The sequence below is a fragment of the Desnuesiella massiliensis genome (assembly GCF_001403615.1).
GTDB classification, from domain to species: Bacteria; Bacillota; Clostridia; order Clostridiales; family Clostridiaceae; genus Desnuesiella; species Desnuesiella massiliensis.
This window is the reverse complement of sequence record NZ_LN879455.1, coordinates 42,622-69,184: the sequence shown is the minus strand read 5'-3', so window position 1 is coordinate 69,184 and position 26,563 is coordinate 42,622. Positions and strand designations below refer to the sequence as shown.

The following is a 26,563-nucleotide window of genomic DNA, read 5'->3' as shown; positions in this document are numbered from 1 at the left end:
TTAGGCTTATTATACTATATTGTCTATTTATTTATCGTCTTTACTAAATATTCCTTTACTTATCTTTAATTTTTTAGCAAATACTGAAAATAATGTTGGCAATGCTATGCCTAATATAACATATACTGGCCAATAGATCTTTAAATTGTAAAAATACTCTGAAATAACTATATTCATGGCGTCGATATTTTTTATCTTAACAAAGACTAAGTTTATCAATAAAAAAGCAAAAAAATGATTTGCCATAATGCTATAAGTGCTCTGACCAATGGTATATAATAATTTTTTATATTTTAAATATTTTTCTAAAATAATGGACAGATAGGTATAAGCATATATCCCTGTAATACTGGTTATAATAGGCAGCATCCTAACCTTAGGGAAATATCCCAAGGCAAGTCCATAAGTAATGCTTTTAAATTTATAAACTATTAATAGCTGCATAATAAGCACTAATGCTAAATTTCTAAAAGTAAAAATATTTCTAGCCTCTAATTTGGTTTTGTAAAGAAGACCTAAGTAATAGAAGAAAAATCCAAATAATGTTCTAATAATTATTAAATATATCCCTTGGTTCTTGCCTCTAATGGCTAATTCAATGCCTAATAAAGCCAAAACTAAATACAATACAAATATAATATAAGGTGACTTTATAAATTTGCTAATGTACTTATGCAATACTATAAAGGTGATTTGTATGATGAATAAAGCAGGCACAAACCAAGCTGGAATAAAAAACAAGTACTGATGACCATTTATGAAAGGCATAATAAAAAACCTTTTAAAAGAGAATAAATCCGCTGGGATATACTGATAATATTTAAAATGATAATAATTTATTATTAAGTAAAAAAGATTATAGGCAAAATAAGGAATAACCATAGATTTAAATTTCTTTTTTATGTACCCTAAAATATTTTCTTCATATTTAGTATTATAAAAATATCCTGAGATAAATATAAATAATGCCATATGGAATGAATAGGGCGGAAATAGCTTAAAAGGACTATACACGTGTCCCATTACTACTAAAATAATGCCTAAGGCCTTTAATATTGTCATTTGATTGTTTTGCATAGTTCATCCTCCTGGGTGGTATTAAGCATAACTCTTTAACATTATACTATAACATATAGCAATAATTCCATAAAATTGTATAAATAAAAGAAAGCCATCTCTGCTAGAAATAATTTTCCTATTCTGAGATAGCTCTTTGTTTATTCTAAATTTATACATGCAATACTTTTACTACTTATGGCTTGTACACTTACTTTAATATCTTTATAGTTTTCTTCCACCTTATTTAGTACAATTCTTTGCCAATTCTCGAATGAAAACTTAGATTTCTTTCATTTGTTGACTCATCTTATCTGATCCCGTAATAATTCTGCTATCTGACTATATCCTTCTGCTGAAGGATGAAAATCATCTATTTCAGTATTAAACTTGCTTATTTTAGACATGTCTACATCTAGGAATTTTGAATTTGTTTCTTCTGCTACTTCCTTCATCTCATTTTCATGAGCATAGAAATTTAATAATATGAATTCTTTTACTTTGTAATTATTTTTTATATAATCCACTAATTCTCTTAAAGCAAGCTTATAATCGCTGCCTAAATACCAGTTATCATTAGTGCTCAAAGCAATAATTACCTTATCGTAGTCTTTCTTCACTTCAGTGGTAGCTTCAGCATATTTAACCATATCTATGGCTCTTTCAGAAGCTATATTATTCATTAGTCCCTGTTGTATAACACCCATGCCACCTATAGCTGTAAAGGAGAATTGGAACCTGTCCTGATCAAGATTTCTCCACCAAACCCTTTCTAAGGTAGTTAAAGGATCCTTTCCATCATATACAGCACCCATACCAAGGCTTAAGGAGTCTCCTATAATCAATATCTTCTCTTTATCATTATTTAGCTTAGCCTTTATCATGTTTAACTGGTTTTGAAAATAACACATGCTCCAAAGATTTTTGTATGATAGTTCATTAACAACAATCTCCTCCGCCTTTGGAATATAAGCTTCATCTTCCCAAGCCCTGCTCACAGCATTAATTGAGGCTATTACTTCAGGACTATATACATGAATCTGTCCATAATTATATAGCTCTTCTAATAGATACTCCTTGTCCACCTTATTTTCTAACTTAGGAATCAAATTTGTAGCTATGTTCTCATAAGTCCCTATGTCTTTTCTATAATAAAGAGTGGTAAACTCCTTTAATGTCTTTATGAGTTCTTCATTAAATACCCTTGGTGCATAGCTATAAAGCTGAAACTGCAACTTATTTTTTACCTCTGCATCAGTTACCTTTGAAAGATAGCTTTCTGCTAAATTATAGTGTTTAAAGGAATAGACCAGTTGCCCATCTTCATCACTTTCTATATTATTAATATATTGCATAGCTAAGTAGCTTGGACTGTTCATCTCCTCCTTGGCGAAAGCAATGTTAATTTCTAATCTAGATATTGTAATTATAAAAAATAAAAGCAATATACATATTTTAAATGTAGTTTTATTTAATTTGTTTATCATTTTAAAGTCCTCATTTCTATAATAAGAGTGCATCTCATTTGGTATGATTATCCATGATAATTTTACATATACATTATGCACAATATTTTATGTATAATCCATATTAGTGTTATATACGATGCTTATAAATATTATTTTATCTATATATCTTCTTATATCTAATGTCATTACCTTAAGGATTATTTAGATAAAACAATGCTCAAAAATTTGCTCATTTTATCATAAGAAATTGTGTTATTATCTTAGTTATTACACCAAATATTCAATTTACACTTATTTTTACCAGATATATTTTCTATATATAACTTGTTCTTTACAATTTTAAGTGCCCTTGTCATATTTTCCATTGACAAAGTTCTTTCCAATGTATCGTATTGCAATGCATTAGTTTCTACTTTTGATGTTACTGTAGTATTCTATGTACTTTTTCTCTGACTTCTCATAGTTCACTATACATCAATATATAAAATTCATCTTTCCATAACTTATCTATAAAATCCTTCTAGGTAAGAGTGACTGCTTTCCCTACATATATCTAGCACATTTACTACTTAAACCCTCGAATAATATAGGACTTGATTTCGTAGTACAAACTCTCCTGTTTAAGCAAACCTTGTACATAATTCGTACTCCTCAAATCAGAGTTTTACTGCGAGCTTTCTTCAGATTTCAGTTCACAGTAATTATCCTTACCATAGGCTAGTTATTAATGCTATCTTCTCTACAGTGAATTTTCTTCACTAGGCCGTCACTCATGCTGAGCGTACATTTAAAAAGAAGGCATTATTGCGCTCTCTTATAAAATATCTTTAACTTTTTCCCAAATACCAGAAAAACTATAAGTACTACTACTTAAGGCATCACATATACTATTCAATATTTATTTTCTTTATGAAAGTATTCGTAAAGAACAACTCTTAAGGCATTAACGTTTTTTCACCTTCGCTATTACTATATATACCAAAATAAGAAACTAAATGAAATTCTAGTTACTACTAAATATTTAATAAATAAAGCTAGTACAAACTAAGCAGGAATAAAAAAACAAAAGCTGATGTTCATTAATAATACAAATAGTTTATTCATTAAATATTCTCTATTTATTGTGCTATTTACAATTAGAGTTAAAGTTAAGATTTACATTTTTATAAGTTCCCCGATCTTTTTAAGCTTATGGTACTAAATTCATTCAATGTAGCCTTTATTTCACTAGTATGCACAAAATAAAAAAGCTATAAATCTCTAATGACAAATAAATTATAAAATCACCCTTTAAAATTCTACTAGACACTTTTCTGATAACTATTAGCATAATAAGCTATAGAAATAATGCTAAATTTCCTCTTAATAGTATAAAACTAGCCTTAGTAGTAAGACTAGTTTTTACTTCATTCACTCAGATAAAACTAATTTATATTCAGTACTTTCACAAATTAAAAGTGTTTATTTGCTTATGTATTTATTTTACTAGATGCAATCAACTAATTCTCAAAATGCCTATAAGTCAATAAATCATTTTGAATCTATTATAAATACGTTTTTGAAGATTCTTTCATTATTAAGCTTCTATTGTGGCGTTACAAACTTTAATATCAAATACTGGATTAATTATATCTTCTTTTTCAATAATAAATTTAAAGGCCGAAGTAGTGTTTGCCTTAAGCCTGATGCCCTCTTTTACCCTTTTTATTGCTTGAGGTATATTTATATGATTATTAAGCAGTAGTTTGAATTCTCCTAATTCTGCATCCTCATCATAAGTATTAGTTATTAATAATATTACATAACTTATCTTATTCTCATCAGTAACCTTTTTAAATGTATTAACAGAAATCTGATCCTTTATCATAAGGGGCATAGTTTTAATATAACCTTTTACTAAAGTTCTTTCATCGTTATTAAGATTTTTATCTATTATATCAAGCTTCGTTTGTTTGGAAACAGCAATCTTAATATCGTCTTGCACTATTGCTACTTTAAACTTTTCGTTAACTATTGTTCCTGTTTTAAGATTTTTTTTATCAAAATATATATTACAAGCTCTCACATGCATAGATGGTATTGGAAGCATACTAGTTAAGTCCATAGTCTGAGTAAGAACTAATTCATTATTTTCATCTACAATTCCCATATTTAAAAGCTTAAAATTAATTTGATTTTCCATTGCATTTCTTATTAGTACTCTAGCCTCAATTTTATCATCTAAATCATATAAATACATCGTATAGAAGTTCACATCTCCATTATTAATTTCAGGAAGATTATCAATCTCTTCTCTTAAAATTTGTTCAGCTAATCTAGATATAGTACCAAAGTCATTCTTATCATAAGATATTTTAAACAATTTATTATCCATTATTTCACCTCGTGTAATATAGTTATGACATTTTGATATGGTCATATTCTCTATAAAACGTTATTCATAAATTTAAATTATATTATTATATATAAAGATATATAAAACATCTTTCTTAAATACTTTTCATTAATTATTTCTCAAGAAATCTATGAATACTAACTTTATTAAAACCTACTAAATAGAAGATATATGAAAATTATCAAAATCATTATTTTAATCTTTGCTTATACTATGTATAGAAAAACATACATTCAATTAGTAAAATTTCTATTTTTAAAAAGTTAAATTTCCCTTCAGAAGTTACTCGTATCATATGTAATATTACGGATTTACACTTCTTGAAAAAACATCTAAAATCAAACTAAATTAATTTCTCAATTAAGATCTACGTATTTTATATTAATATTATATCAGTATAATAATCAGTAGTAAACTAAGTATATGAAATTACGAATAAAATACATTTTTATACGAGATATCTTTGTAATAAGTAAATTTCTTTATTTAAATTGATCTTAAGCAAAGGCTAACCATATAAAAAAACTCTGTAGAGATTTACACTACAGAGTTTTTTCATATTCTACATATTTATAGTAATTATTTAGTTACTGTAACATTGATTGTTACAGGAGCTGCTAGTAAATTTGCATCATCACTTGCATCACCAGCAACCTTAATAGATTTAATTACTAAAGTGAAAGTAGCTGCTTGACCAGCAGTAACAGCAACTGTATCAGTTAAATTAGCTGTTGTTGGGGCAGCAACATTTCCTGAATGAACCCAGTTAGCAATAGAGAAGTCAACGTCGAATCCATTAGCGCTAAAGTAGCTCTCTGTGTTCCATATATTTCCTGTTGCTGTTGTTGAAGGTATTCCATAAAGATTAGCACCTGCTGAAATAACCTTATTATTGATATCAGATACAGTAATTAATGATTTATTGTACTTATATCCACCATTTTTAGCAGCTTTCTTAACAGCTATAAATGCAGACATATCTGTATCTTCAATTAATTGATCTTTATCAATCTTACCAAATAGAATTTCTTCAAAAGAAATATTAGTATCTGTAGAAGCTAATTTAATAGCTACAGGTTTAGCATCCACTGTTACTTTATGAGGCACTAACGCAGAATTCTTGAATTTAACCGGTATAGTTTTAGTAATTCCGTTAGCTGTAACATTAACATTTACTGAACCAGGAGCACTCATAAATGTAAGTGCATCAGTTTTAAATTGTAATGTATCAGCAGTTACTTCTATCCAATCAGATGCTTTTAAAGTATCTTTTGCTACTGCACTTGAAGGAGCAACAGCATCAATACGATTACCCTTTTGATCTAATACAAATGCAGTCAATGATGTAAATTTAATGTCCTTATAATCTGCTATAGCTGTGTGATCTGCATTAGCATCAATTTCACTAGGCACTGCTATATCTAAAGATGTAGGTATAGCAGTAGCTAAATTTACATCTACTACAGTTACATTAATAGTTTTTGTTGATGTTGGTTTTGTATCAGTAATATTTTTGAAATACTTAACTTCAACACGTCCACTAACAATTTTATCTTTAGTTGAAGTAATTTTGAAGCTTGCTGTTCCAGCAGGTGCCACATCTAATGTATTATCGCCGTTAACACCGGTAAGAACTAGTCCATCAGTGTTTGTAGTTACAGTAATTTTACCGAATTCAGTTGGTTTAGCAATTAATTTGCCATATTGATCATACAATTTAAAATTAACTGTTTTTTCATTAACGCCTTCAGTTGCTGTTGTAGCTTTGGTTTCATCAGAAAGCTTTACAGTAGTTGTATCTACATAAATATCTGTAAGAACCTTTTCCTTTTTAACATCTACAGAGAAAGTTCTCTTAGTTTTGTCTTTAAAAGTTACTTCAAATGAAGCTTTTCCTGCTTGTCCTGCATTAGCTGTAACAATTAACTCTGATCCACTTACAGCAGCTGTTGCAATAATAGGATTTAAGGAACGAACTGTTGCATCTGTAAAATCAACATGTTTTGTCTCAGGATCACCATTTGTAGTATTATACATTGCAACATATTTAATTTCTTGAGCATACATTGATGTTGCTTTATCGCCATTATTAAACTCTACAGTATTTTCAGGAGCATCAGTTATAGCATCTACTAATGTATAACCTTGATTAACAACTTGATCTGGTGATACATTAACTGTTACTTTAAATGTATTTGTAAGAACTGTTCCATCTGGTAAAGTAACTGTTACAGTTATGTCAGCACTTCCTTCATTAATTGCAGTTATTTCAGCATCTGCAATAGTAGTTCCTGCAGTAGTTATTATATTGTTATTTGATGATTCTAATGAAACCTGTGCTCCAGCAATATCTTTTCCGCTTTCATCTTTTACACTTACACCAGATTTTTCTCCTTTATTAAGAGAACCTTTTTTAAGTGAAACAACTACTCCCTCTTCAACACTCCATGTAAATTTCCCTGTTAAATCTCCAGAAACTACATCGGATAGATTTGATATGTTAGATGCAGTTAATACATACTCTTGATTTCTGGTAAAGTTATTATTAACTTCTACCTCTACAGTTTTATTGTCAGATAAAAGAGTTGCTTTAACAACTGTTAATCCACCATTTACATCAAAATTTGTAAAATCAACATCTTTAACTTGAGTGTTAAATGTTACTTTTACTGTATTAGACTTAGTAGCAGTTACAGAATCAATTTTAACTTCTCTAACTACTTTCTCACTTGCTTCAGCTAATTGTTCATTTAAGTATGCTACATTGTTAGCATTCTTAACTTTAGCTATAGTTTCTTTAGCAGCTTTTTCAGAAGCTTCTGTTTTATCAGTCCATACCTTAACTATAGAATCAACTGCTACTGTAACATCTTCAGTGTAAACACCTCTTCTGCCCCAGCTAGTTAATTCTCCTAAAAGATATTGCATATTTCTTGCATTCTTAATTTCTTTTCTAAGATATGCTTCAGTAGTATCGTATTCTCTTAATTCTAATTTCTTAGAAAGAGCTACTATCATATCTAATCCTTTTTGAACATCTGGAGTTACAACATCGTTCCAAGCTGGTAATTGAGCTAATAATTCGTTTTGTTTAGCTTCATCTAATTTTAATTCAAGAATTGCAGCATAAGCTATGTTGAACTCAGCAAAATTCTTTTCTTTGTTAGCGTAAGCGATAAGCTCTTTCGCTCTTTCTAAAGTCATTTTTTCCTCAGCAAATACTTGAGTTGCTGGTACTACAACCCCTGCAACAGAAGCAGCAGCCAAGAATGTGCTTGTGAATTTTTTGGTGCTTTTCTTCATTGAAAATTCCCCTCCTAGAGATATATTTTGATTTTTAATTTGTATTCCTAACTTGCAAATACATTTATCCCATGTATTTACTTTTTTATATAGTAATACATATAATTTCTATATACATACATATTATAATAAAGCTTGTCCCGACTTGCAAGAACTTTTTTATTAAAATTTACTAAAGAGCCTTATTATTTACTGTATTTCCTCTAAAAATATACGCATACCATATGTTTTCTCTTTCTCATATATATTCTACGAAGTTCAAAAAAATCCTCCTTAACCAAAAAAAATTTTTAAAACTTAATGATTTTTAATGAAAATTTATTTTTAAAAATAAAAAAGCCATTTTGCAATGAATAATTAAGAAATGATTTTTTCGCAAAGCGAAAAAATCAAAAAAGCAAAAAGAGTTTTTCTCAGCTCGCTGAGAAAAACTCTCCTTCATTGTGCACTGTGAATTGTGCATTATTCCACGTATCCTATTTGATTTTTTAATAATTCTTTCATTTCCTTTTTCTTTTCTTCATTAACATCTTTCCTAACAGTATAGCTTTCATCAAATGTAGGCAATACCTTCATATTATTTCTATGCTTTTCCATATAATAAGAAGTTTTTCCTACTGTGGTTATAGGGTTGCCTATTACTATGCTATCATTAGGCACATCCTTGTTAACCACTGCTCCTGCTCCTATTATCACATCATCTCCTATGGTAACATTGGGCAGTATTATGGCTCCTGCTCCTATGAATACCCTAGAACCTATGGTTACCCTTCCTATTTTAGCATAGCCTAAGGCTCTTTTAGTAGAGGCATCATGAACTAGAACTTGTACCTTAGGGGCTAGAGTGACCTCATCACCTATTTCAATGAGCCAGCAATGGGAATAGTCTAAGCTGCAGCCTGGCTCCATAGAAAAGTCTTTTCCTACCTTTAACCCTCTCTTTAAATAAGCACTTAGAGGAATTTCCCCTCTAAGCTTCCAAAAAACAAATTCCTTAATGTTTTTCAGCATGATTACTCCTCTTTTTCTTCTCTTAAATTTAATAAGAATTTAACAGTATCTAACTTTATATTATAGATCATATCATCAAACATTATACCTGCTCTTAGATTATAGTCCTCCACAGGATCCTTTTGCTTATAGGCATGGAGGCCTATATATTGCTTTAAGTGCTCCATGTTTTGAAGATGGTTTATCCATTTTTGGTCTACTACCTTAAGAAGTATGGCTTTCTCTATGCTTCTTATGTTTTCTTTATATAACTTTTCTTTTCTTTCATATATAGTTAATACTTTATTAGCTATATATTCCTTAATATCCTTTAAGCCTAAGGCTAATAACTCATCCTTTATTAGTTTATCCTTAAAATGAACTAGGCTATTAAAGTAGTCTGCTATATCCTCTATGGATTGACTCTTAAGCTTTTTATCTTCCTTATATCTTTCATCAACTTCTTTATTTGCCACCTGGTTAATCATGGAACGGATATATTCTTTTATATCCTCCGTCTCTACAGTCTTATCTCTTTCCGCATAGATTACTTCTCTTTGCTTATTCATGGTGTCATCATACTTAATTAAATTCTTTCTTGTACCAAAGTTATCAGACTCCACTATCTTTTGTGCCGCTTCTACTATATCCTTTACCTTTTTAATCTCTATCGGACCTTCTGTTTCTATTTTTATTTTATCAAAAGGGTTTTCTTCTCTGTCTGCTAGGTATTTTATTATTATCTCATCTTCTAAGGAAATGTAGAACTGGGATACTCCTACATCTCCTTGACGTCCAGAACGTCCTCTGAGCTGATTATCTATTCTTCTTGCTTCATGTTTTTCAGTACCTATTACTTTAAGGCCTCCTAATTCTATAGTCCCTTCTCCAAGCTTTATGTCCGTTCCTCTACCTGCCATGTTGGTAGCTATGGTTACCATGCCTACTTCTCCAGCATGAGCTACTATTTCAGCCTCTCTTTTATGGTGCTTTGCGTTTAGCACTTGATGAGGAATGCCCCTCTTCTTTAGCATGAAAGATAGAAGCTCTGATTTTTCTATAGATGCAGTTCCTACCAGTACAGGTTGACCTATTTTATGAGTTTCAATAATCTCTTCTACTATAGCTTTAAATTTTCCTAATTCTGTTTTATATATTTTATCTTCACTATCTACTCTTCTTATAGGCTTATGGGTAGGTATAACCACTACGTCTAGATTATATACCTCTCTAAATTCATTTTCCTCTGTCTTAGCTGTTCCAGACATACCAGATAGCTTTTTATATAGCTTAAAATAATGCTGGTAGGTTATAGTGGCAAGGGTTTGAGATTCTTCTTTTATTTTAACCCCTTCCTTTGCCTCTATGGCTTCATGAAGACCATCGCTGAATCTTCTTCCATCCATAACTCTACCCGTAAAGGTATCCACTATGAGTACCTCTCCATCCCTTATTATGTAGTCCACACCATTTCTCATAGCATAGTTTGCCTTTAGCGCTTGAACTGTATGGTGTTGTATGGAAAAGTTATCTGTTATAGTAAAATCCTCTACCTTATAAAAGTCTTCAGCCTTTTCCACACCTTGTTCTGTAAGCATTACTGCCTTTGTTTTCTCATCTACCTCGTAGTCTTCATCTTTTTTAAGGGTTTTTACAAAAAAATCTGCTACTCTATATAGCTCTGAGGCCTTTGCTCCTTGTCCTGAAATTATAAGAGGAGTTCTTGCTTCGTCAATGAATATGGAGTCTGCCTCATCCACTACGGCAAAGTGCAGAGGTCTTTGCACCTTTTCTTCCTTGGCCATAACCATATTGTCCCTTAAATAGTCGAAGCCAAACTCACTGTTAGTCCCATAGGTTATATCACAGTTATACTCCTGCTTTCTTTGGTCAGGCTTTAAGTCATGTAATATAACTCCAGTGGTTAATCCTAGGAAGCCATATACTTGTCCCATTTCCTCCTTATCTCTATTGGCAAGATAATCATTTACTGTAACTACATGGACTCCTTTTCCTTCTAAAGCATTAAGATAGGTAGGTAAAGTAGCTACTAGGGTCTTACCTTCTCCAGTCTTCATTTCTGCAATTCTTCCCTGATGGAGCACTATACCACCCATGAGCTGTTCTTTATAATGCTTCATGTTTAGAGTTCTTCCTGCGGCTTCTCTAACTACAGCAAAAGCTTCCACTAATATATCATTTAAGGTTTCTCCCTTTGATAATCTTTCTTTAAAATACTCTGTTTTATTTTTAAGCTCCTCATCGCTGAGTTTTTCCATGGAAGTCTCCAAGGATAATATTTGTTCAGCAGTAGCCGACAATTTTTTTATTTCTCTTGTATTATAATCTCCAAATAACTTTTTTAGCATATCCATAATTTTTTCCCCTTCTTCAATTTACACTGCTCACTAATTGTGAATTAATTCAAAATTTATTTATTTAAATGGTACTTTATTTTATAATATCCGTATATATTGTAGGTATCTTTATAAAGTCGCTATTTTATATTATAGAATATTTAAAAAAGACTGTCCACGAAATTAATGATAATAATTTGTAAAAATGCTGTCAAAAACTTTATTTATATTTTTAAAAATAGTATAATATATAAAGTTATAGATATATAAGTTGCAATAAAAATCTTACATTTCTTAGCTTGAAAATTTCACCACTTAAAAGGTTCGACCCTAGGAATTTTGAAGCTAAAGAAATGTACTTAGATTTTTGCAACTTATACATAAATTTAATTTTAATTGAAAGAGGTTTAAAAATATGGCTAGAATGGATAGATATAATAAGACTACTCCTAGTAACAGAAATTCTAATAATCAAAGTAATAAACCTAAAAGAAAAAAGAAAAAGAAGATCTTAAGAATAATTGTACTTACATTAGTATTTTGTCTGCTTTTTGCAGTAGGCGCTGGAGGTTTTTATTTAGCTAACACCTTTGGCAAGATTAAAACACATATAATAGATAGGACTAAGGAAGGTACTGGGATAGATACAGATACTGAACAGAAAATTGACGAAGTCGGTGGAGAAGATATTGTTAATATTGCTCTTCTAGGTATAGACAAGCAAGAAAAGGATGATCCTGGTCGTTCTGACTCTACCATGATAGTATCCATAGATAAGAAAGATAAAAAAATAAAAATGATATCCGTGATGAGAGACTCCTATGTAAAGATAGATGGCCATGGAAGAGATAAACTAAATCATGCTCATGCCTATGGCGGCCCTCAGCTTACTATAAAGACTTTAAATCAAAACTTTGGCTTAAATATAAAAGATTTTGTATCCGTAGATTTTGGAAATATGGCAGATATAGTGGATGCTCTTGGCGGTATAGATATTAATATCAAGGCTGATGAGCTAAGCGAGAAGAATCCTTATAACATCAATTTTTATATAAGAGAAATCTCTGGTATAAAGAAAGTATCAAAGGTACCTACAGTAACTAAAACAGGAATGCAACACTTAAACGGAATTCAAGCTGTAGCTTATAGCAGAATAAGATCCACTGGAGATGGAGACTTTGACAGAACTGAAAGGCAAAGAGAGGTTTTAACTCAATTATTTAACAAGATAAAATCTGCGGGAGTTCTAAAACTACCAGGTCTCGCTAATAAGTTAATGGGGTATGTATCCACCAGTATGGATTCTGGTCAAATGATTGCCTTAGGTACCGATGTACTAAAATCTGGACTAAATATAGAACAAGAAAGATTCCCTCAGGATGGCTATTGCCAAGGAAAAACGATCAATGGCACTTGGTACTTACAGTATGACGAAACAGCTACTAAGAATCAGATATTCGATTATATATTTAAGGATGTAAAACCTGCTCCTAAAAAATAGATGATTCTTTTATGTAAACTGTATATTTTATGAAGCTGCGCTAGGCATAAAGGCTTAGCGTGGCTTTTAATTTTAAACTTTAAATATGATATTTAAAATTGATTTATACAGTAGGTCTATGGAATTTTGTGTTAGAATTTCCCACTTGATATTCATATATGTTAATGTTAGAATGTAGACATAGAAATTTATGGTGGTGAGATTATGGAAAAAGAAATTTTAGATCTATTAAAAACCATGAATAATAAGCTCGATGAACATACTCAAATTTTAAATGAGCATACTCAAATTTTAAAAGCCTTAGAGCATGCAAGTGAAGTTCATAAAGCTGAAATAGATAAACTCAATCATGCAGTAGCAAGGGTTGAAGGAGAAGTCAAGGGTATCAGAGAAGACCTTACAGCAGTAGAGATGATAACTTCAAAGAATTGGAATGATATTTCAAAACTAAAAGCAGTAAAATAAAAAATCAAGCGCGGCTAAGAAAATTAGCCACGCTTTTTATTTTCCCATTTTTTCTTAGCTCAGCTAAGAAAAAATCACCTTTATTGTAAATTGTGCATTGTACATTGTGCATTGTGCATTGTGAATTGTACATTGTCTAAAAACTCTTCTACTTCCTCTGTCGGTAAGGGTCTGCTGAAATAATAGCCTTGTATGCTATCACAGTCCATAGCCTTTAATATATTTAACTGCTGTTGAGTTTCTACCCCTTCCACTATAACCTCTAGCCCCATCTTATGAGAAAGCTCTATGATACCAGCGGTTATGTCTCTATCCGCTTCATTAGACTCTAAGAAGTCAATGAAGGATTTATCAATTTTTAATTTATTTATAGGAAGTAATCTTAAATAGCTCAGGGAGGAATATCCTGTACCAAAATCATCCAGAGCTATTTTAAAACCTTTATCCTTTAATCTTTTTAGAAATTCTATATTATCATCATAAAGATTCATCAATACATTTTCAGTGATTTCTATCTCTACATTCTCTGATCTTATGCCTGTTTCTTGAAGTATAGAGGTTAAATCCTTTATGAAGTCTTCTTGTTGTATTTGAAGGGGCGATATATTTATAGCCATGGAGTCATAAACATAGCCTTTATCCTTCCAAACCTTGATTTGTTTACAGGCTTCTTTTATTATCCAATTTCCTAAAGGAATTATAAGATCTGTTTCTTCAGCTATAGCTATGAATTCCGTCGGCGAAACCCATCCTAGCTCTTTAGATTTCCACCTTATCAGTGCCTCAAAGCCAGATATTCTATTATTTTTTATATCTAATTGAGGTTGGTAGTAAAGCATTAATTCATTTTTCTCTAAAGCTTCTCTAAGCCCTCTTTCTATGATATCTTTTCTTAATATATTTTCACTCATGGTTTTATTAAAGAACCTATATTGATTTCTACCATTATATTTTGCTTCATACATGGCAGTATCTGCATTTCTTAATATATCCTTTGAATTTATACCGTCCTCAGGGAATATGGAAACTCCCATGCTTATAGAAGAATAAATGGTATTACTATTTATAATAAAAGGATTTTTGAAGTAATTTATTATGTTTTCACTTAAATCTAAGATCTCATTTATATCCTCCATTTTAGGAATCAATATTATAAACTCGTCGCCCCCAGAACGTGCAAGGATGTCTGTGGGCCTTATGAAGTTTTTTAGTATTTGAGCTATCTTCTTTAAAAATTCATCACCATAATCGTGCCCTAATACATCATTTATTTTTTTAAAGTTATCTACGTCTAAAAATATTACTGCACCTTTATGATTTTTTACTACATTTTCCGCTATGGCATTGTCAAGCTGTTCTAAAAATCTAGCTCTATTAGGTAAGGTGGTGAGAGTATCATAGTAGGCTATATAATTTATTTTATTTTGTATGACTTTATTTTCCGTTATATCAGTGACGGAACCAGCCATTTTTAAAATTTCCTCATTATCATCCCTCAGCACTTTTCCTCTGGCCCTTAACCATTTATATATACCACTCTTAGTAAAGATTCTAAATTCACTTTGAAAATAATCAGTCTTACCTTTCATATGACTTCTTAAATCTTCTTTTACTTTTGGTAAATCCTTATGATAAACTGTACTTCTCAAAAAATCTCTTATGCCATCAACTTTATTATTTTCACTTTCAGAGATGCTCTCCCATTTATCGGATATAAATAAGGAATCCTTTCTAAAATCCCACTCAAAAATTGCATCGTTAGCACCTTCAACAGCTAGCTTGTATCTTTCTTCACTAATTTTCAAGGCCTCTTCATGATTTTTTAGTTCAGCAATCTGCTGCTTTAACTCTTGTTCTGCTGCGGCTAATTGCTCATACACTGCTGAGAGCTCTTGATAGCTTTGAGAAAGCTTTTTTTCGCTCTCCATACTATTTTTCTCAGCTTCTTTTCTATTCTCAATTTCTTCATTTAGCATATTTTTTAACTTTAGCAGCTCATCAATTTGATTATTTTTTCTTAGTATTACAATTTCCATAAAAATAATTAGAACTACAATTAGAAGTAATATTAATATAGAAACTATAATAAACCCTGGCCTATAAAAAATCCTCATATGTATTCCCCATTCGTTTTTCTTAGGAATTGCAAAATTTCCTAATTTTATGTTACCATATTTTATTAGATTGTAAAATATAATATGATATTTTTTTACAAAAAATATTATTTTTTTCTGCTACTTTTTAAGGCTTTGTTTTAATATAATTTTATATATATTTCAATAATATTTTGCGTAAATTAATCTTATGCAATAATATTGTGCTGTTCAGTGTAGTTCACCATGTAAATATGTGTTTTAATTTTTTCATGCTTCTACTAAATTTTTAAACTTTTTTAATCTCTAATATTGTCTTAAAGTTATTACACTAGATTTTGGTGGAAATGTTTATTTCCTATGGTTTACTTTGCTTTTGTTTATATTTATTATATATTTGTATAGATAAATTGCATTAAAGTTCTTACACTATGTTTCAGTCAGAATGTACTAGAACTTTTACGCTGTATATTATTGAACTTTTTTTGAAAGGATGTTTTTCTATGTTTAGTTTAGAGAATGAATTTTTAAGTATTAAGGTAAAATCCAAGGGTGGAGAGCTAAGCAGTATAATGTCTAAATCCACTGGCACAGAATATTTATGGTGTGGAGATAGTAATTTTTGGGGTGGTCAATCTCCTACTTTATTTCCTACAGTAGGTAAGGTTAAAAATAACCAATATTCTTTAGAAGGAAAGGCTTATCCTTTGACTAATCACGGCTTCGCTCGTCATTCAGAATTTAATTTGGCAGCTGAGGACTCTAATAGTATTACTTTCGAGCTTCCCTATTCTGAAGAAACTTTAAAAATATATCCTTATAAGTTTAGGCTTCAAATCATCTATAGCCTTGAAGCTTCAAGCCTTAAGATTAGTTATAGAGTTATAAATGAGGATAACAAAGACATTTATTTCTCCATAGGTGCTCATCCTGCCTTTAATTGTCCATTGTCCAAGGAGGAATCCATGTCAGATTATTATTTTGAATTTGAAAAGGAAGAGAGCACTTCCATTATGACCTTAACCTCTGAAGGATATTTTAAAAGAGAGCTATTGCCATATTTAAAGGAAGAAAAGATAATAAATATTTCTGAGGACTTGTTCAAGAAGGATGCTCTGGTTTTCTATGATTTAAAATCAAAAAGCATTGCATTGAAAAACAAGAATAATAATAAAGCTATAAAGGTTGATTTCGATAGTTTTAAATGGTTAGGATTGTGGTCTAAAGGCAATGGTGCTCCCTTTATTTGCATAGAGCCTTGGCTTGGTCATGGTGACTATGCAGATTTTGAAGGAGATTTTAGAGAAAGAGAAGGAGTAATGTGTTTAGCTGAAGGAAAAGAATTCAGCTGTAGCTATAGGGTGCACATTATAGAATAGAGTATGATGGATTCTTACAATATAGGAGAATTATCTAAGAAATTAGACATCAATAAAGAGACTATAAGATATTATGAAAAACTTCAGTTGCTGCCTATTCCTAAAAGAGATATCAACGGTTATAGAAAATACACTGAAGGAGATTTAGAAAAGCTTAGACTTATACTTAGGGCTAAGGAATATGGTTTCTCACTAAGTGAAATTAAAATTCTATTAGCTAAGCTATTCCAGGAAATAGAAGGCTGTGATATCACTGAAATAAAATCAATAGTTGAAAATAAAATAGAAGATATTAACAAAAAACTCATGGAACTAAAAGAAACTAAAAAATTGCTGGTAAAGTTAAATAACACAATGCTTTCAGAGCCTGCAGAATGCTGTGATTTGAATAAGCTTTGATTTTAACCTTTAAGATTCTCTTGACCATGGAGTATAGTACAGGGTTTATACTGTTTATAAAGATTATAAACTATCCATGGAGGAGATTTTTAATGGAAACAAGCATCTATTATTTTTCTGGAACAGGCAACTCCCTGTACCTAGCCAAAAAACTATCAGAAGGAATTCCTGGCAGTAAGCTTTACTCCATACCAAAGCTTCAAGGAGAGCATGCTGTGAGCTCAGAGGTCATGGGATTAGTTTTCCCTACTCATGCTCTTGATGTGCCAGTTATGGTAAAAGACTTTATACAAAAGGTGGATATATCAAAGGTAAAATATATTTTTTCCATTGTTACCTGTGGAGAGAAGATTGGAAATACCATAGTTTATTTGGATGAACTTCTAAGAAGTAAGAAAGCTAAACTAGATTACGGCTTAGAAGTTAAATTAGCCGATAACAGCATATATTATAAAACTCCCGATATTGAAATAGAAAAAAGATTTAAAGAGCTAGATACCATATTAGCTAGAGCATCCTATGATATATTGAATAAAAATAATAATATGGATAGCTATAGCAAACTTACTAAATGGAGCTTTATGTCTGTCGCCTTGAAGATGGCTATGAAATATTATTTAAAGGATGGAAAAAAGAAAGTATCCTCTGAAAAGTGCATCCACTGTGGTCTATGCCAAAAACTATGCCCTTCCAAAAACATAAGCAATATTGATGGCAATATGGTATTCGGCGAAAACTGCGTAAATTGCTATGGCTGTATAAACTGGTGTCCTAAAGAAGCAATAAGCTTTGGCAAGATAAATGTTCATAATGGTAAGCAGTATAGATGTGCTGGAATTAAGGCTGATGAGCTGAAGGTTTAGAGGATATATTAGATTTTAATACTAAAGAATATTTATATAGTTATTTAACCTTGTAATGCACAATTCACAATGCACAGTGCACAATTAAGGATATTTTTCTCAGTTGCACTGAGAAAAATTAAAAATTATTTTTATTTTTTCGCTAGCGAAAAAACATTTCTTAAGTGCTAACTGTGCATTGATTAAATATCTAAGTTTCTTTTTGTAGTGCTTACTATAGAATTTAATATTCTACATATTTCTCGACACTCTTTTAATAGTTCTTTTTCTACCATAAATCCAGATGCTATTAACAATTCCAACCAGTATTCTGTTTCATTAGATTCTTTTAAAGCAATATTCATTTTAGCTAAAAAATCTCTTTTAGTTTGCCCTCTTAACCCCTCCTTTACATTAGCGCCTATGCTAGTACCACATTTTAAAAGTTGCTTAGACAAAACAAATTCTTTCTTTTCATAACATAAATACTTATATACAGCTATAACCTTTATTGCAAAACTAAAGGATTTTATTTCTATAACATTATAATTCATACAATTACCTCTAATAATTCGGGATATAAGAATTATAGCCCTTTAAGAATAAAAATATTCTAAAGGACTATACCATAAATTCCAAAGATTTTTTCCTCTTAGGAAAAAATCCACATTAATTGTGCATTGTGAATTGTGCATTGTGAATTATCAAAAGGCTTTCCAAAACTCTCTTAAAACTTCTTCTAGCCCCTGAGTACTTTTAATTATGTTAAAATCCTTCCACTCTTCAGGAAACAATCGCTGATATTCTTTTGATGCAAATCTATCATCTATTAATACTACAGCTCCTTTATCCCGCTCAGTCCTTATTACCCTGCCAGCAGCCTGGAGCACTTTATTCACGCCAGGGTATATATAAGAATATTCAAAGCCCTTAGATAATTGGCCTCTTTTTTCACCATAGTATTCTTTTATTATATTTCGCTCTAAACAAATTTGAGGGAGACCCACTCCAACTATTATAGCTCCTATAAGCTTATCCCCCACTAAGTCGATACCTTCGGAGAATATGCCGCCCATAACCACAAAAGCGATTAGGGTATAATCATTGTCTTCTTGGAAATTATTTAAGAATTCTTCTCTGTTCTCTTCAGTCATAGAATTATCCTGCAAAATAATCTTTTCTGCCTCCTGACTATTCTCTCCTAGGGAAGGATCATCAGGAAAGAGCTCCTTATACATTTCATGGACCTTATTCATGTATATATAAGAAGGAAAGAATATCATGTAATTTCCTTTTTTGCTTTTAGTAAAGTCTTTTATGTATCTAGCAATTTCTCCATAGCTGCTTTCTCTATTAACATATCTGGTGGATAGGTTAGAAACTATGTTTAAAGAGAGATTTTCTCTATGGAAGGGTGAAGGTAGTCTCATCTTATAATCCTCCTCCCCTCCCCCTAAAACCTCTTTAAAATATTCCATAGGAGTTAAGGTAGCAGAAAAAAATACCGCAGCCTTGGCTCTTCCTGTAGCTTCCTTTAATAGAAATGAAGGGTCCACACAATAAAGCTTTAATTTTACTTCACTGCTTTCAGTATCTATATAAGTTACGAACCTCTCATCATAGCTCTCTGCTCTACTTAAAAAGCCATTGATATCAAAATACAGCTGCAATATGTCCTCATAACCCTCTGTACCCCTATTCTTCACTAAATACTCCTCTGACTCCTTCATAAAATTTTTTAGCATAGGGTATAGTTCCTCTGGTTCTTCCTTCTTCACTAAAGCGCTAACATTTTTTTCTTCGCAAAGGTGTCTTAGTTGAATAAAGTAAGAATTGATTTTATCAATGCTTTTATACAAGGAAGGCATTCTTCCCTTCATCAGCTTCTTGCATTTCAATATATTGCCTTTTAAAAGCTCCGCTGAAAACATTTCTCTGGATCTATCCACTAAATTATGAGACTCATCTATTAAAAAGGCATAATCATCGCTAACATTATTTTCAAAAAACCTTCTTAAATAGGCTCTGGGGTCAAAAGCATAATTATAGTCGCAAATAACCAGGTCTGCCCAAAGAGCCAGATCTAGTGAGAATTCAAAAGGGCATACCTGGTGTTTTTTGCTGTAAACTTCAATTTTATCCCTAGTAAATTCATGCTCATTTTTTATTATATCTTCTAAAGCCCTATTGACTCTGTCAAAATGCCCTTTGGCATACTCACAATGCTCTGGGGTGCAGGAAGCTTTAGGTTTGTTCATATCTAAGCTTACTTCTAGCTCTCCCTCTAAAGCTCCTTCTTCTCTGTCTTTTCCTGTGCATTTGAAGCATATTTTATCCTTAGCAGTTAAGGTTATATTTCTAAAATGTAGTCCACTATTCTTAAGCCTTATGGCTGCCTCTTCCGCCACAGTTCGGGTTATGGTTTTTGCCGTAAGATAGAATATCTTAGACACCATGCCTTCTCCCATAGCCTTTACGGCTGGAAACAGAGTGGATATGGTTTTCCCAATGCCTGTAGGAGCCTGAGCAAAAAGCTTCTTGCCTTCTTGTATGGTTTTATAAGCAGCCACCGCCAGCTCTCTCTGCCCCTTTCTGTAACTTGGAAAGGGAAAATTAAGCTCCTTTATAGATTGAGTTCTATGGTGTTGCCAAAGGAATTTTTCTTTAGCCCAGCCATAGTATTTATCTACTAAGCCCATAAAAAATTCTTTAAGTTCCTTTAAATCAAACTCTCTGATAAGACTCTTCACTTGCTCATTAGCCAGCTCACAATAGGTAACCTGTATTTTGATATTTTCCAAATTATTTTGCAACCCATAAATATACCCATAGCACATAGCCTGAGCCCAGTGAAGAATATTGTAGTCCTCATCTATTAAAGATAAATCCCTATGAGTACTCTTTATTTCATCTATGGTTATATTACCTTTTTCATCTGTTATTATGCCATCGGCTCTTCCTTCTACTAAAAGCTGAAACTCTTCATATTCTATACTGTGCTTTAAGGAAACTTCAGAGGCATAGGAATAGTATAGCTTTTCATTAGACTTTTGAAGCTTTTTATGTATTCTAGTACCCTCTTGTGCCCTGCTGCTGCCCATGAACCTGCTGTCTAAATCTCCTGATCTCATTATGAATTCTACCAGCCCTCTTACGGAAATATTTATTTTTGATTTTTCTTTTTCCATGATATCCTCGTTAAATAAAACTTAATCTTAAAATTATTTCTTCTTAATAATTATAGCATATAATTTAATTTATAATTTTGTATAAATATGCTAGAAATCTTATGTAATTTTGTACATAATATTTAAATAGTATTATAATTCTTTTTAATATTTATTATTACTTATGTTATAATGAAATCTGTATAAATAATTAGCTAAAGGGAGTTGTGACTATATGAGAAATGGTAAAGAGAATAAAATAAGAAAGTATATTATCAGCACTATGGGGTTGGTACTGCCTTCCACCTTAATATTAGCAATAATTTCAGGTAAGGTATTAGGCTTAAGTGGTGAAAAATTTTATATAAACATTTTATTTTATATAGGTGCCGGCTTACTAATTGGCATATCCTCCATTGTAAAAAATGCAAAGAGATTCATAAAACCTTTTTCCATTATAAATGACTTTTGTGAAAGCCTTAATAACTATGATCTTACCTTTAGTTTTGATGAAAAAGCCTTATCTAGTAAAAATGAGACTATTCAAAGTTTAAATTCAACCTTAAATCAATTAAAATCACTAATTAAAAGCATAAAAGAGCTTAGCTCCGTTGTACATAATTCTGCTGATCATAACAACATTATTTTACAACACACCTTTAGCGCTTTAGAGGAAGTGAACGCAGCCACCTCTCAATTAGCTATGTCTGCTGCGGAAGAGACTTCCAACGTAGAAAAATCTACTACCCTTATAGAAAAGGTAGCAACAGGGTTAGATAATATAAGCAGAGATATGTCAGAGTCCAAATCCCTTTCAGAGGCCACTCTTAAACAAGTAACTCTTGGTAAGGATAATATAGATTCTCACTCCACTAAAATGGCAGATACAAGAAGGGCTATGGATAAGGCATCGGATTCAATAAAAAACCTTGAGCAAAGCTCAAAGGAAATAAGCAAAATTGTGGATGTCATAAGCAGCATTTCTAATAATACAAACCTGCTAGCTCTCAACGCCTCTATAGAGGCAGCAAGGGCTGGTGAATCAGGTCGCGGTTTCGCCGTGGTGGCTGAAGAAGTGAAAAAGCTGGCTCAGCAATCTAATGAGTATACCGAAAAAATCTATACTCTTATTAATCAAGTGCAGCTAGGAGTATCAGAAACCGTAGAAGAAATAAGTAAAATTTCTAAAATTGTTATAGAGCAAGAAAGTTATCTTTCAGAAACCGATGAGAGATTTAATAAAATTCATCATTCCCTCTCCAATATAGTTAGCAATATAAATAAGGTTTGGGATCAATCACAGAATCTGAATAAAACTTGTGACCAAGCTGTACAAGAAATAACCAATATTTCAAGCTTATCTGAGGAGAATTCCGCTAATACGGAACAAGTATCCACCTCAATAGCCTCTGAAGCTCATAACCTTAAATCCATAAGAACTTCTGCTGAAGATTTATTAAATATTTCTAAAGAGCTAGAAAAAAAGGTATCTCCTTATAAAATATAAATCTTAAATAAAATATTTATGTATCCCTGATTTCATAGTAGAAATATTTGATGTATAATATAATATCATGTTCAATGCGTAAATTTTAATTATCTACTGTGCATTGATAAAAGATTTGGGGGGAATATTCAGCTTTTGCTGATAAACTATGAAGATTTTGAAGATATTTTCAATTATTATAGGCATTTTATTACTCACAGTGATAGCTTTCCTAGGAGGTTATTATGTGGCTAGAGATTATTCTAGCAGCAAGGTAAACTATGGAGCTAATCAGAGCTCTGTAACTAAGGTCACCATACTAAATAAATCCATGCAAGGAGCTCCTACTGATACTGATGCTAAGAAAAAAGAAATAAAGGGCTTAGTTATGGTTAGCGATTATGATGATAGCATTGCTATAGATTTAAGATATGCCACAAATAATAATTTCACAGAAAAAGTGGTATATAATGCAGATATATGTGCATTACAAAAGGGTACCTTGAATAAACTCATAGCTGCTAATAATGATTTTAAAAAGCTTGGCTATAGGATAAAAATCTGGGATGCTTACAGACCTGTAGAAGTTCAAGAATACTTCTGGGAACTGGTAAAGGATAGGAGATACATAGCTAGTCCTTATGTAAATGGCTCTAGACACAATAGAGGAGCCGCTGTGGATATAACCTTAGTAGATGCTAAAGGCAACGAGCTTGAAATGCCTACAGGTTTTGACGAGTTTAATCCTAGCGCTCATAGAAATAATACAAGCACCTCTAAAAACGCTAGGTTCAATGCTAGTCTTCTCACCGAGATCATGGTAAAACATGGCTTTGCTAAAATAGAAACTGAATGGTGGCACTTTGATGATACCGAGGCTGATAACTATCCTATCTTGGATGTCAAGCTAGAAGACTTTTTAAAATAAAAATTACTTCGTAATTTTTATTTAATTCACAATGCACAGTGCACAATTCACAATGAAGGTAAATTTTTTCTCCGCTTACGCTGCGAAAAAATTGAGAACTTATAAAGCGTGGCTAATGCTTAGCCACGGCTTTTTTATGGCTAAAACCATTAAAACTATAAATTTAGATTTTTCGTAGAGAAGCGTAGAAAAATCCTCCTCAATTGTGCATTGTGAATTGTGAACTGTGCATTAAAAAAAGCGACAACCGTCGCTTTTTTTATAACCTAAACCTTTTAATGAGCTCATCTAAAGTTTCTGATAAAGTTTTTAGTCTTTCAGAGGAAAGTACTATTTCATTTAAGCCTGAAGCTTGTTCCTCAGAGGATGCACTTACTTCTTCGGTAGTAGCTGCGGTTTCTTGGGCTACAGTAGCTACCTCAGTTATCTTCATAACCACAGTATCCTTACTTGCATTAATCTCTTTTAAGGAGCTTCCCACCTTATTTACACTTTCTTCAAGTTCATTTATCATGGTGGAGATATTTTCAAATCTATCAGTAGTTATATTTACACTTTCTCCAGTGTTTACATTGAGATCTCTAGTATATAGGATCTCTTCATAAAGTGCCTGCACACTGCTTTTTATCTCTTCTATAACCTTACCTATTTCTGCTGCTGAGCTGGCAGATTGCTCTGCTAGTTTTCTAACCTCTTCTGCTACCACTGCAAAGCCTCTGCCGGCTTCTCCTGCTCTAGCAGCTTCTATGGATGCATTTAAAGCTAGAAGGTTTGTCTGTTCTGTAATAGTCTTAATAGTATTAGTGATAGTGCTTATCTCATTAGATTTTTCAGATACTATAGTGACTTTTTCCTGAACCTTTATATTAGCGTCATCCTGCTTTTTAAAATTATCCTTTAGCACTATTACAGCATGAAGGCCTTCATCTGAGGATGTTTTAACTTGAGCAGCCAGCTCTAGCATGCTCTTGGCGTTATTTATAGAGTTTTTAACTTCATCTCCTAGCTTATTTGATATTATAACACTTTCATCCAATTCAGAAGCCTGTTCAGTAGAACCTTCTGCGATCTGCTGTACTGCCTTTGCTACTTCTTCCCCTACCTGACTAGATTCTTGGGTTATTATAAACATGGATTCAGACGCATCCTTGACGCTATTAGAGGTTTCTTGTACATTGTTTAGAAGCAGTACCATATCCTCTATTACTGAATTTAATGCATCGATGATTATATCTATTTCATATGGATTTCTTCTATGTTTATCAACCTTCTTAGTAAAATCGCCCTGTTTTAAAACATTTAGTACTTTAACTAGTCCGTTAATAGGCTCACTAAGCCTTGAAGAGAATTTTCTTCCAAGTATAAGAATTATAATCAAGGAAATAATTAATATTATAACAGGAGTTAGCATGGCTTTTACTAATATATTTATAATTTCCTTATCTGGTATAAACCCTACTACATTTAATCCTGAATCCTTTTCTGTAATTTTAAAGGTTAAATAATCTTCACCATCTATGTTAACAGTTTCAGCAGTCTCATCTTTTATGCTTAGTACCTTTTCAATCCATGGTTTTTCTTCAATACCTTTTCCAATTAAATTCTTGTCTTTATGAGCTATAATTGAACCTTTTTCTGTTATTACTGTGGCAAATCCGTTACTTCCTAAGGTTATTCCGTTGACAAGCTCTGTTATCTGATTTAATTTGATGTCTATTGCCACTACACCTACTAGCTTACTACTTTCATCCTTTACTGCTTTAGCTATAGTAAGAACGGTTTCTTTACTACTGACATCTACATAAGGCTCTGTCATTATTACTTTTTCCTGGCTTTCTACAGCTAGCTTATACCAATCTCTGGTTCTTGGATCAAAGCCTTCTGGTAAAGTTGCTTCAGGAGCAATAATCATTTTTCCTGTGGTTGTCCCCATATAAAGGGTGGCAATATCCTTATGCGTTGATACATATCCTTCAAAGGTTTTCTTTAGCCAAAGGTTAGAATCCGCTGTCATAATTGCTTTAGCATTAGGATCATTAGAAAAGTAATCTATGATTTCCTTGCTATTTTTGTTATCAAGTTTCATCACATGGGATACTTGTCCTAAATTATTATGTATAATATCATGAAAATCCTTTACTAAGTTTGATTGAAGAACATAGAAACTACCAATGGATATTGCTATTAAAGGAATCAAGGAAACCAAAATTAATAACATAGTAATCTCTTTTCTTAAAGTTTTCTTTTTTTTCATACTCCCATTCCTCCTTAAAATATCAATATTAATAATACAATCGAGTCAAATAACTTAATCTTTAGTCGATTTTAGTAATTTTTTAGCTTTTATTTTATGAAAATACATTATATTATTTTAAATTTTAACATATTTAGATAAAAATATGAATATATTTGTCTAAATATGTTAAAAATAGATATTAACTACCTAGTATTTTTCATTTTTTTATTTTTATTGTGATATTTTATGTAATTATTAATTTTTGTTCTTTTTATGATAAATTATTAAAATTATAAAGTTATTAAATCTTGACATACTAATAGTAAAATATTATAATAAAACCATAGATACCCCCACGGGGTAATTAGGAGGTATATTTTATGAGGTTTTCTATAAATAGCGATACTATAGAAGTTCTTAAAAAAACTTTAGAAGAAAAAAACAAAGAAGCAGTTAGAGTAGTTATAAAAGGCTTTGGCTGAGGCGGCCCTAGCTTT

General features: G+C 31.5%; 16 protein-coding genes and 1 pseudogene. 7 read left to right on the top strand and 10 right to left on the bottom strand.

Annotation, left to right across the window (positions count from 1 at the left end; all coding sequences use genetic code 11):
• Nucleotides 1-27 precede the first annotated feature (27 nt).
• The 6 genes and pseudogenes from BN2665_RS07215 to secA all read right to left on the bottom strand — a co-directional run.
• The gene (locus BN2665_RS07215) at nucleotides 28-1,077 is read right to left on the bottom strand and encodes an acyltransferase family protein (protein WP_055666445.1); all 1,050 of its coding nucleotides are present in this window, start codon (nucleotides 1,075-1,077) and stop codon (nucleotides 28-30) included.
• 284 nt (nucleotides 1,078-1,361) lie between these two features.
• A complete protein-coding gene (locus BN2665_RS07210) occupies nucleotides 1,362-2,543 on the bottom strand; it encodes an SGNH/GDSL hydrolase family protein (RefSeq protein WP_055666444.1) in 1,182 nt (393 codons plus the stop codon).
• A gap of 1,558 nt (nucleotides 2,544-4,101) precedes the next feature.
• Nucleotides 4,102-4,899: an SLAP domain-containing protein gene (locus tag BN2665_RS07205; RefSeq protein WP_055666443.1), complete on the bottom strand. Its 798-nt coding sequence runs from the start codon at nucleotides 4,897-4,899 to the stop codon at nucleotides 4,102-4,104.
• Between the two features lie 600 nt (nucleotides 4,900-5,499).
• Nucleotides 5,500-8,223 (bottom strand): hypothetical protein, encoded by a 2,724-nt coding sequence (locus BN2665_RS07200; protein WP_055666442.1) that lies wholly within the window; start codon nucleotides 8,221-8,223, stop codon nucleotides 5,500-5,502.
• Between the two features lie 462 nt (nucleotides 8,224-8,685).
• Nucleotides 8,686-9,234: an acyltransferase gene (locus BN2665_RS27720; RefSeq protein WP_055666441.1), complete on the bottom strand. Its 549-nt coding sequence runs from the start codon at nucleotides 9,232-9,234 to the stop codon at nucleotides 8,686-8,688.
• Nucleotides 9,235-9,245: 11 nt separating this feature from the next.
• A pseudogene (gene secA, locus BN2665_RS07190) lies at nucleotides 9,246-11,588 on the bottom strand (preprotein translocase subunit SecA); the annotation flags it as partial.
• 397 nt (nucleotides 11,589-11,985) lie between these two features.
• Between secA and BN2665_RS07185 the strand changes: the two are divergent.
• Together BN2665_RS07185 and BN2665_RS07180 are read left to right on the top strand one after the other, a co-directional pair.
• Complete coding sequence (locus BN2665_RS07185; protein WP_082435833.1) at nucleotides 11,986-13,071, top strand: LCP family protein; 1,086 nt, start codon at nucleotides 11,986-11,988, stop codon at nucleotides 13,069-13,071.
• 204 nt (nucleotides 13,072-13,275) lie between these two features.
• Entirely contained in the window at nucleotides 13,276-13,536 is a 261-nt protein-coding gene (locus BN2665_RS07180) for a hypothetical protein (RefSeq protein WP_055666439.1), read from the top strand.
• Nucleotides 13,537-13,616: 80 nt separating this feature from the next.
• On the opposite strand, the gene BN2665_RS07175 is transcribed toward BN2665_RS07180, so the two are convergent.
• Nucleotides 13,617-15,650 carry a GGDEF domain-containing phosphodiesterase gene (locus tag BN2665_RS07175; protein ID WP_055666438.1) on the bottom strand — a complete coding sequence of 678 codons (2,034 nt, stop codon included), beginning with the start codon at nucleotides 15,648-15,650 and terminating at the stop codon, nucleotides 13,617-13,619.
• Nucleotides 15,651-16,132: 482 nt separating this feature from the next.
• On the opposite strand from BN2665_RS07175, the gene BN2665_RS07170 reads away from it, so the two are divergent.
• From BN2665_RS07170 to BN2665_RS07160, 3 genes are all read left to right on the top strand, one after another.
• A complete protein-coding gene (locus tag BN2665_RS07170; RefSeq protein ID WP_055666437.1) occupies nucleotides 16,133-17,008 on the top strand; it encodes an aldose 1-epimerase family protein in 876 nt (291 codons plus the stop codon).
• 6 nt (nucleotides 17,009-17,014) lie between these two features.
• A complete protein-coding gene (locus tag BN2665_RS07165) occupies nucleotides 17,015-17,407 on the top strand; it encodes a MerR family transcriptional regulator (RefSeq protein WP_242865918.1) in 393 nt (130 codons plus the stop codon).
• Between the two features lie 92 nt (nucleotides 17,408-17,499).
• Nucleotides 17,500-18,270, top strand: coding sequence for an EFR1 family ferrodoxin (locus BN2665_RS07160; protein WP_055666435.1), 771 nt, complete (start codon nucleotides 17,500-17,502; stop codon nucleotides 18,268-18,270).
• Between the two features lie 182 nt (nucleotides 18,271-18,452).
• Here the strand turns inward: BN2665_RS07160 and BN2665_RS07155 are convergent, their stop codons facing one another.
• Nucleotides 18,453-18,803, bottom strand: coding sequence for a four helix bundle protein (locus BN2665_RS07155; RefSeq protein ID WP_055666434.1), 351 nt, complete (start codon nucleotides 18,801-18,803; stop codon nucleotides 18,453-18,455).
• A 150-nt stretch (nucleotides 18,804-18,953) separates the two neighbouring features.
• Complete coding sequence (locus BN2665_RS07150; protein ID WP_055666433.1) at nucleotides 18,954-21,437, bottom strand: ATP-dependent DNA helicase; 2,484 nt, start codon at nucleotides 21,435-21,437, stop codon at nucleotides 18,954-18,956.
• A 214-nt stretch (nucleotides 21,438-21,651) separates the two neighbouring features.
• On the opposite strand from BN2665_RS07150, the gene BN2665_RS07145 reads away from it, so the two are divergent.
• Nucleotides 21,652-22,923: a methyl-accepting chemotaxis protein gene (locus BN2665_RS07145; protein ID WP_055666432.1), complete on the top strand. Its 1,272-nt coding sequence runs from the start codon at nucleotides 21,652-21,654 to the stop codon at nucleotides 22,921-22,923.
• 226 nt (nucleotides 22,924-23,149) lie between these two features.
• Nucleotides 23,150-23,830 (top strand): M15 family metallopeptidase, encoded by a 681-nt coding sequence (locus tag BN2665_RS07140; protein WP_055666431.1) that lies wholly within the window; start codon nucleotides 23,150-23,152, stop codon nucleotides 23,828-23,830.
• A 259-nt stretch (nucleotides 23,831-24,089) separates the two neighbouring features.
• Here the strand turns inward: BN2665_RS07140 and BN2665_RS07135 are convergent, their stop codons facing one another.
• Nucleotides 24,090-26,084, bottom strand: coding sequence for a methyl-accepting chemotaxis protein (locus tag BN2665_RS07135; RefSeq protein WP_055666430.1), 1,995 nt, complete (start codon nucleotides 26,082-26,084; stop codon nucleotides 24,090-24,092).
• Nucleotides 26,085-26,563 lie beyond the last annotated feature (479 nt).

What these genes read in the sequence shown, in the direction of transcription:
- BN2665_RS07180 (WP_055666439.1), top strand. Translation starts at nt 13,276, where the DNA reads ATGGAAAAAGAAATTTTAGATCTATTAAAAACCATGAATAATAAGCTC.
- BN2665_RS07155 (WP_055666434.1), bottom strand. Translation starts at nt 18,803, where the DNA reads ATGAATTATAATGTTATAGAAATAAAATCCTTTAGTTTTGCAATAAAG.
- BN2665_RS07165 (WP_242865918.1), top strand. Translation starts at nt 17,015, where the DNA reads ATGGATTCTTACAATATAGGAGAATTATCTAAGAAATTAGACATCAAT.
- BN2665_RS07200 (WP_055666442.1), bottom strand. Translation starts at nt 8,223, where the DNA reads ATGAAGAAAAGCACCAAAAAATTCACAAGCACATTCTTGGCTGCTGCT.
- BN2665_RS07205 (WP_055666443.1), bottom strand. Translation starts at nt 4,899, where the DNA reads ATGGATAATAAATTGTTTAAAATATCTTATGATAAGAATGACTTTGGT.
- BN2665_RS07150 (WP_055666433.1), bottom strand. Translation starts at nt 21,437, where the DNA reads ATGGAAAAAGAAAAATCAAAAATAAATATTTCCGTAAGAGGGCTGGTA.
- BN2665_RS07145 (WP_055666432.1), top strand. Translation starts at nt 21,652, where the DNA reads ATGAGAAATGGTAAAGAGAATAAAATAAGAAAGTATATTATCAGCACT.
- BN2665_RS07170 (WP_055666437.1), top strand. Translation starts at nt 16,133, where the DNA reads ATGTTTAGTTTAGAGAATGAATTTTTAAGTATTAAGGTAAAATCCAAG.
- BN2665_RS07135 (WP_055666430.1), bottom strand. Translation starts at nt 26,084, where the DNA reads ATGAAAAAAAAGAAAACTTTAAGAAAAGAGATTACTATGTTATTAATT.
- BN2665_RS07160 (WP_055666435.1), top strand. Translation starts at nt 17,500, where the DNA reads ATGGAAACAAGCATCTATTATTTTTCTGGAACAGGCAACTCCCTGTAC.
- BN2665_RS07215 (WP_055666445.1), bottom strand. Translation starts at nt 1,077, where the DNA reads ATGCAAAACAATCAAATGACAATATTAAAGGCCTTAGGCATTATTTTA.
- BN2665_RS07210 (WP_055666444.1), bottom strand. Translation starts at nt 2,543, where the DNA reads ATGATAAACAAATTAAATAAAACTACATTTAAAATATGTATATTGCTT.
- BN2665_RS07185 (WP_082435833.1), top strand. Translation starts at nt 11,986, where the DNA reads ATGGCTAGAATGGATAGATATAATAAGACTACTCCTAGTAACAGAAAT.
- BN2665_RS27720 (WP_055666441.1), bottom strand. Translation starts at nt 9,234, where the DNA reads ATGCTGAAAAACATTAAGGAATTTGTTTTTTGGAAGCTTAGAGGGGAA.
- BN2665_RS07175 (WP_055666438.1), bottom strand. Translation starts at nt 15,650, where the DNA reads ATGAGGATTTTTTATAGGCCAGGGTTTATTATAGTTTCTATATTAATA.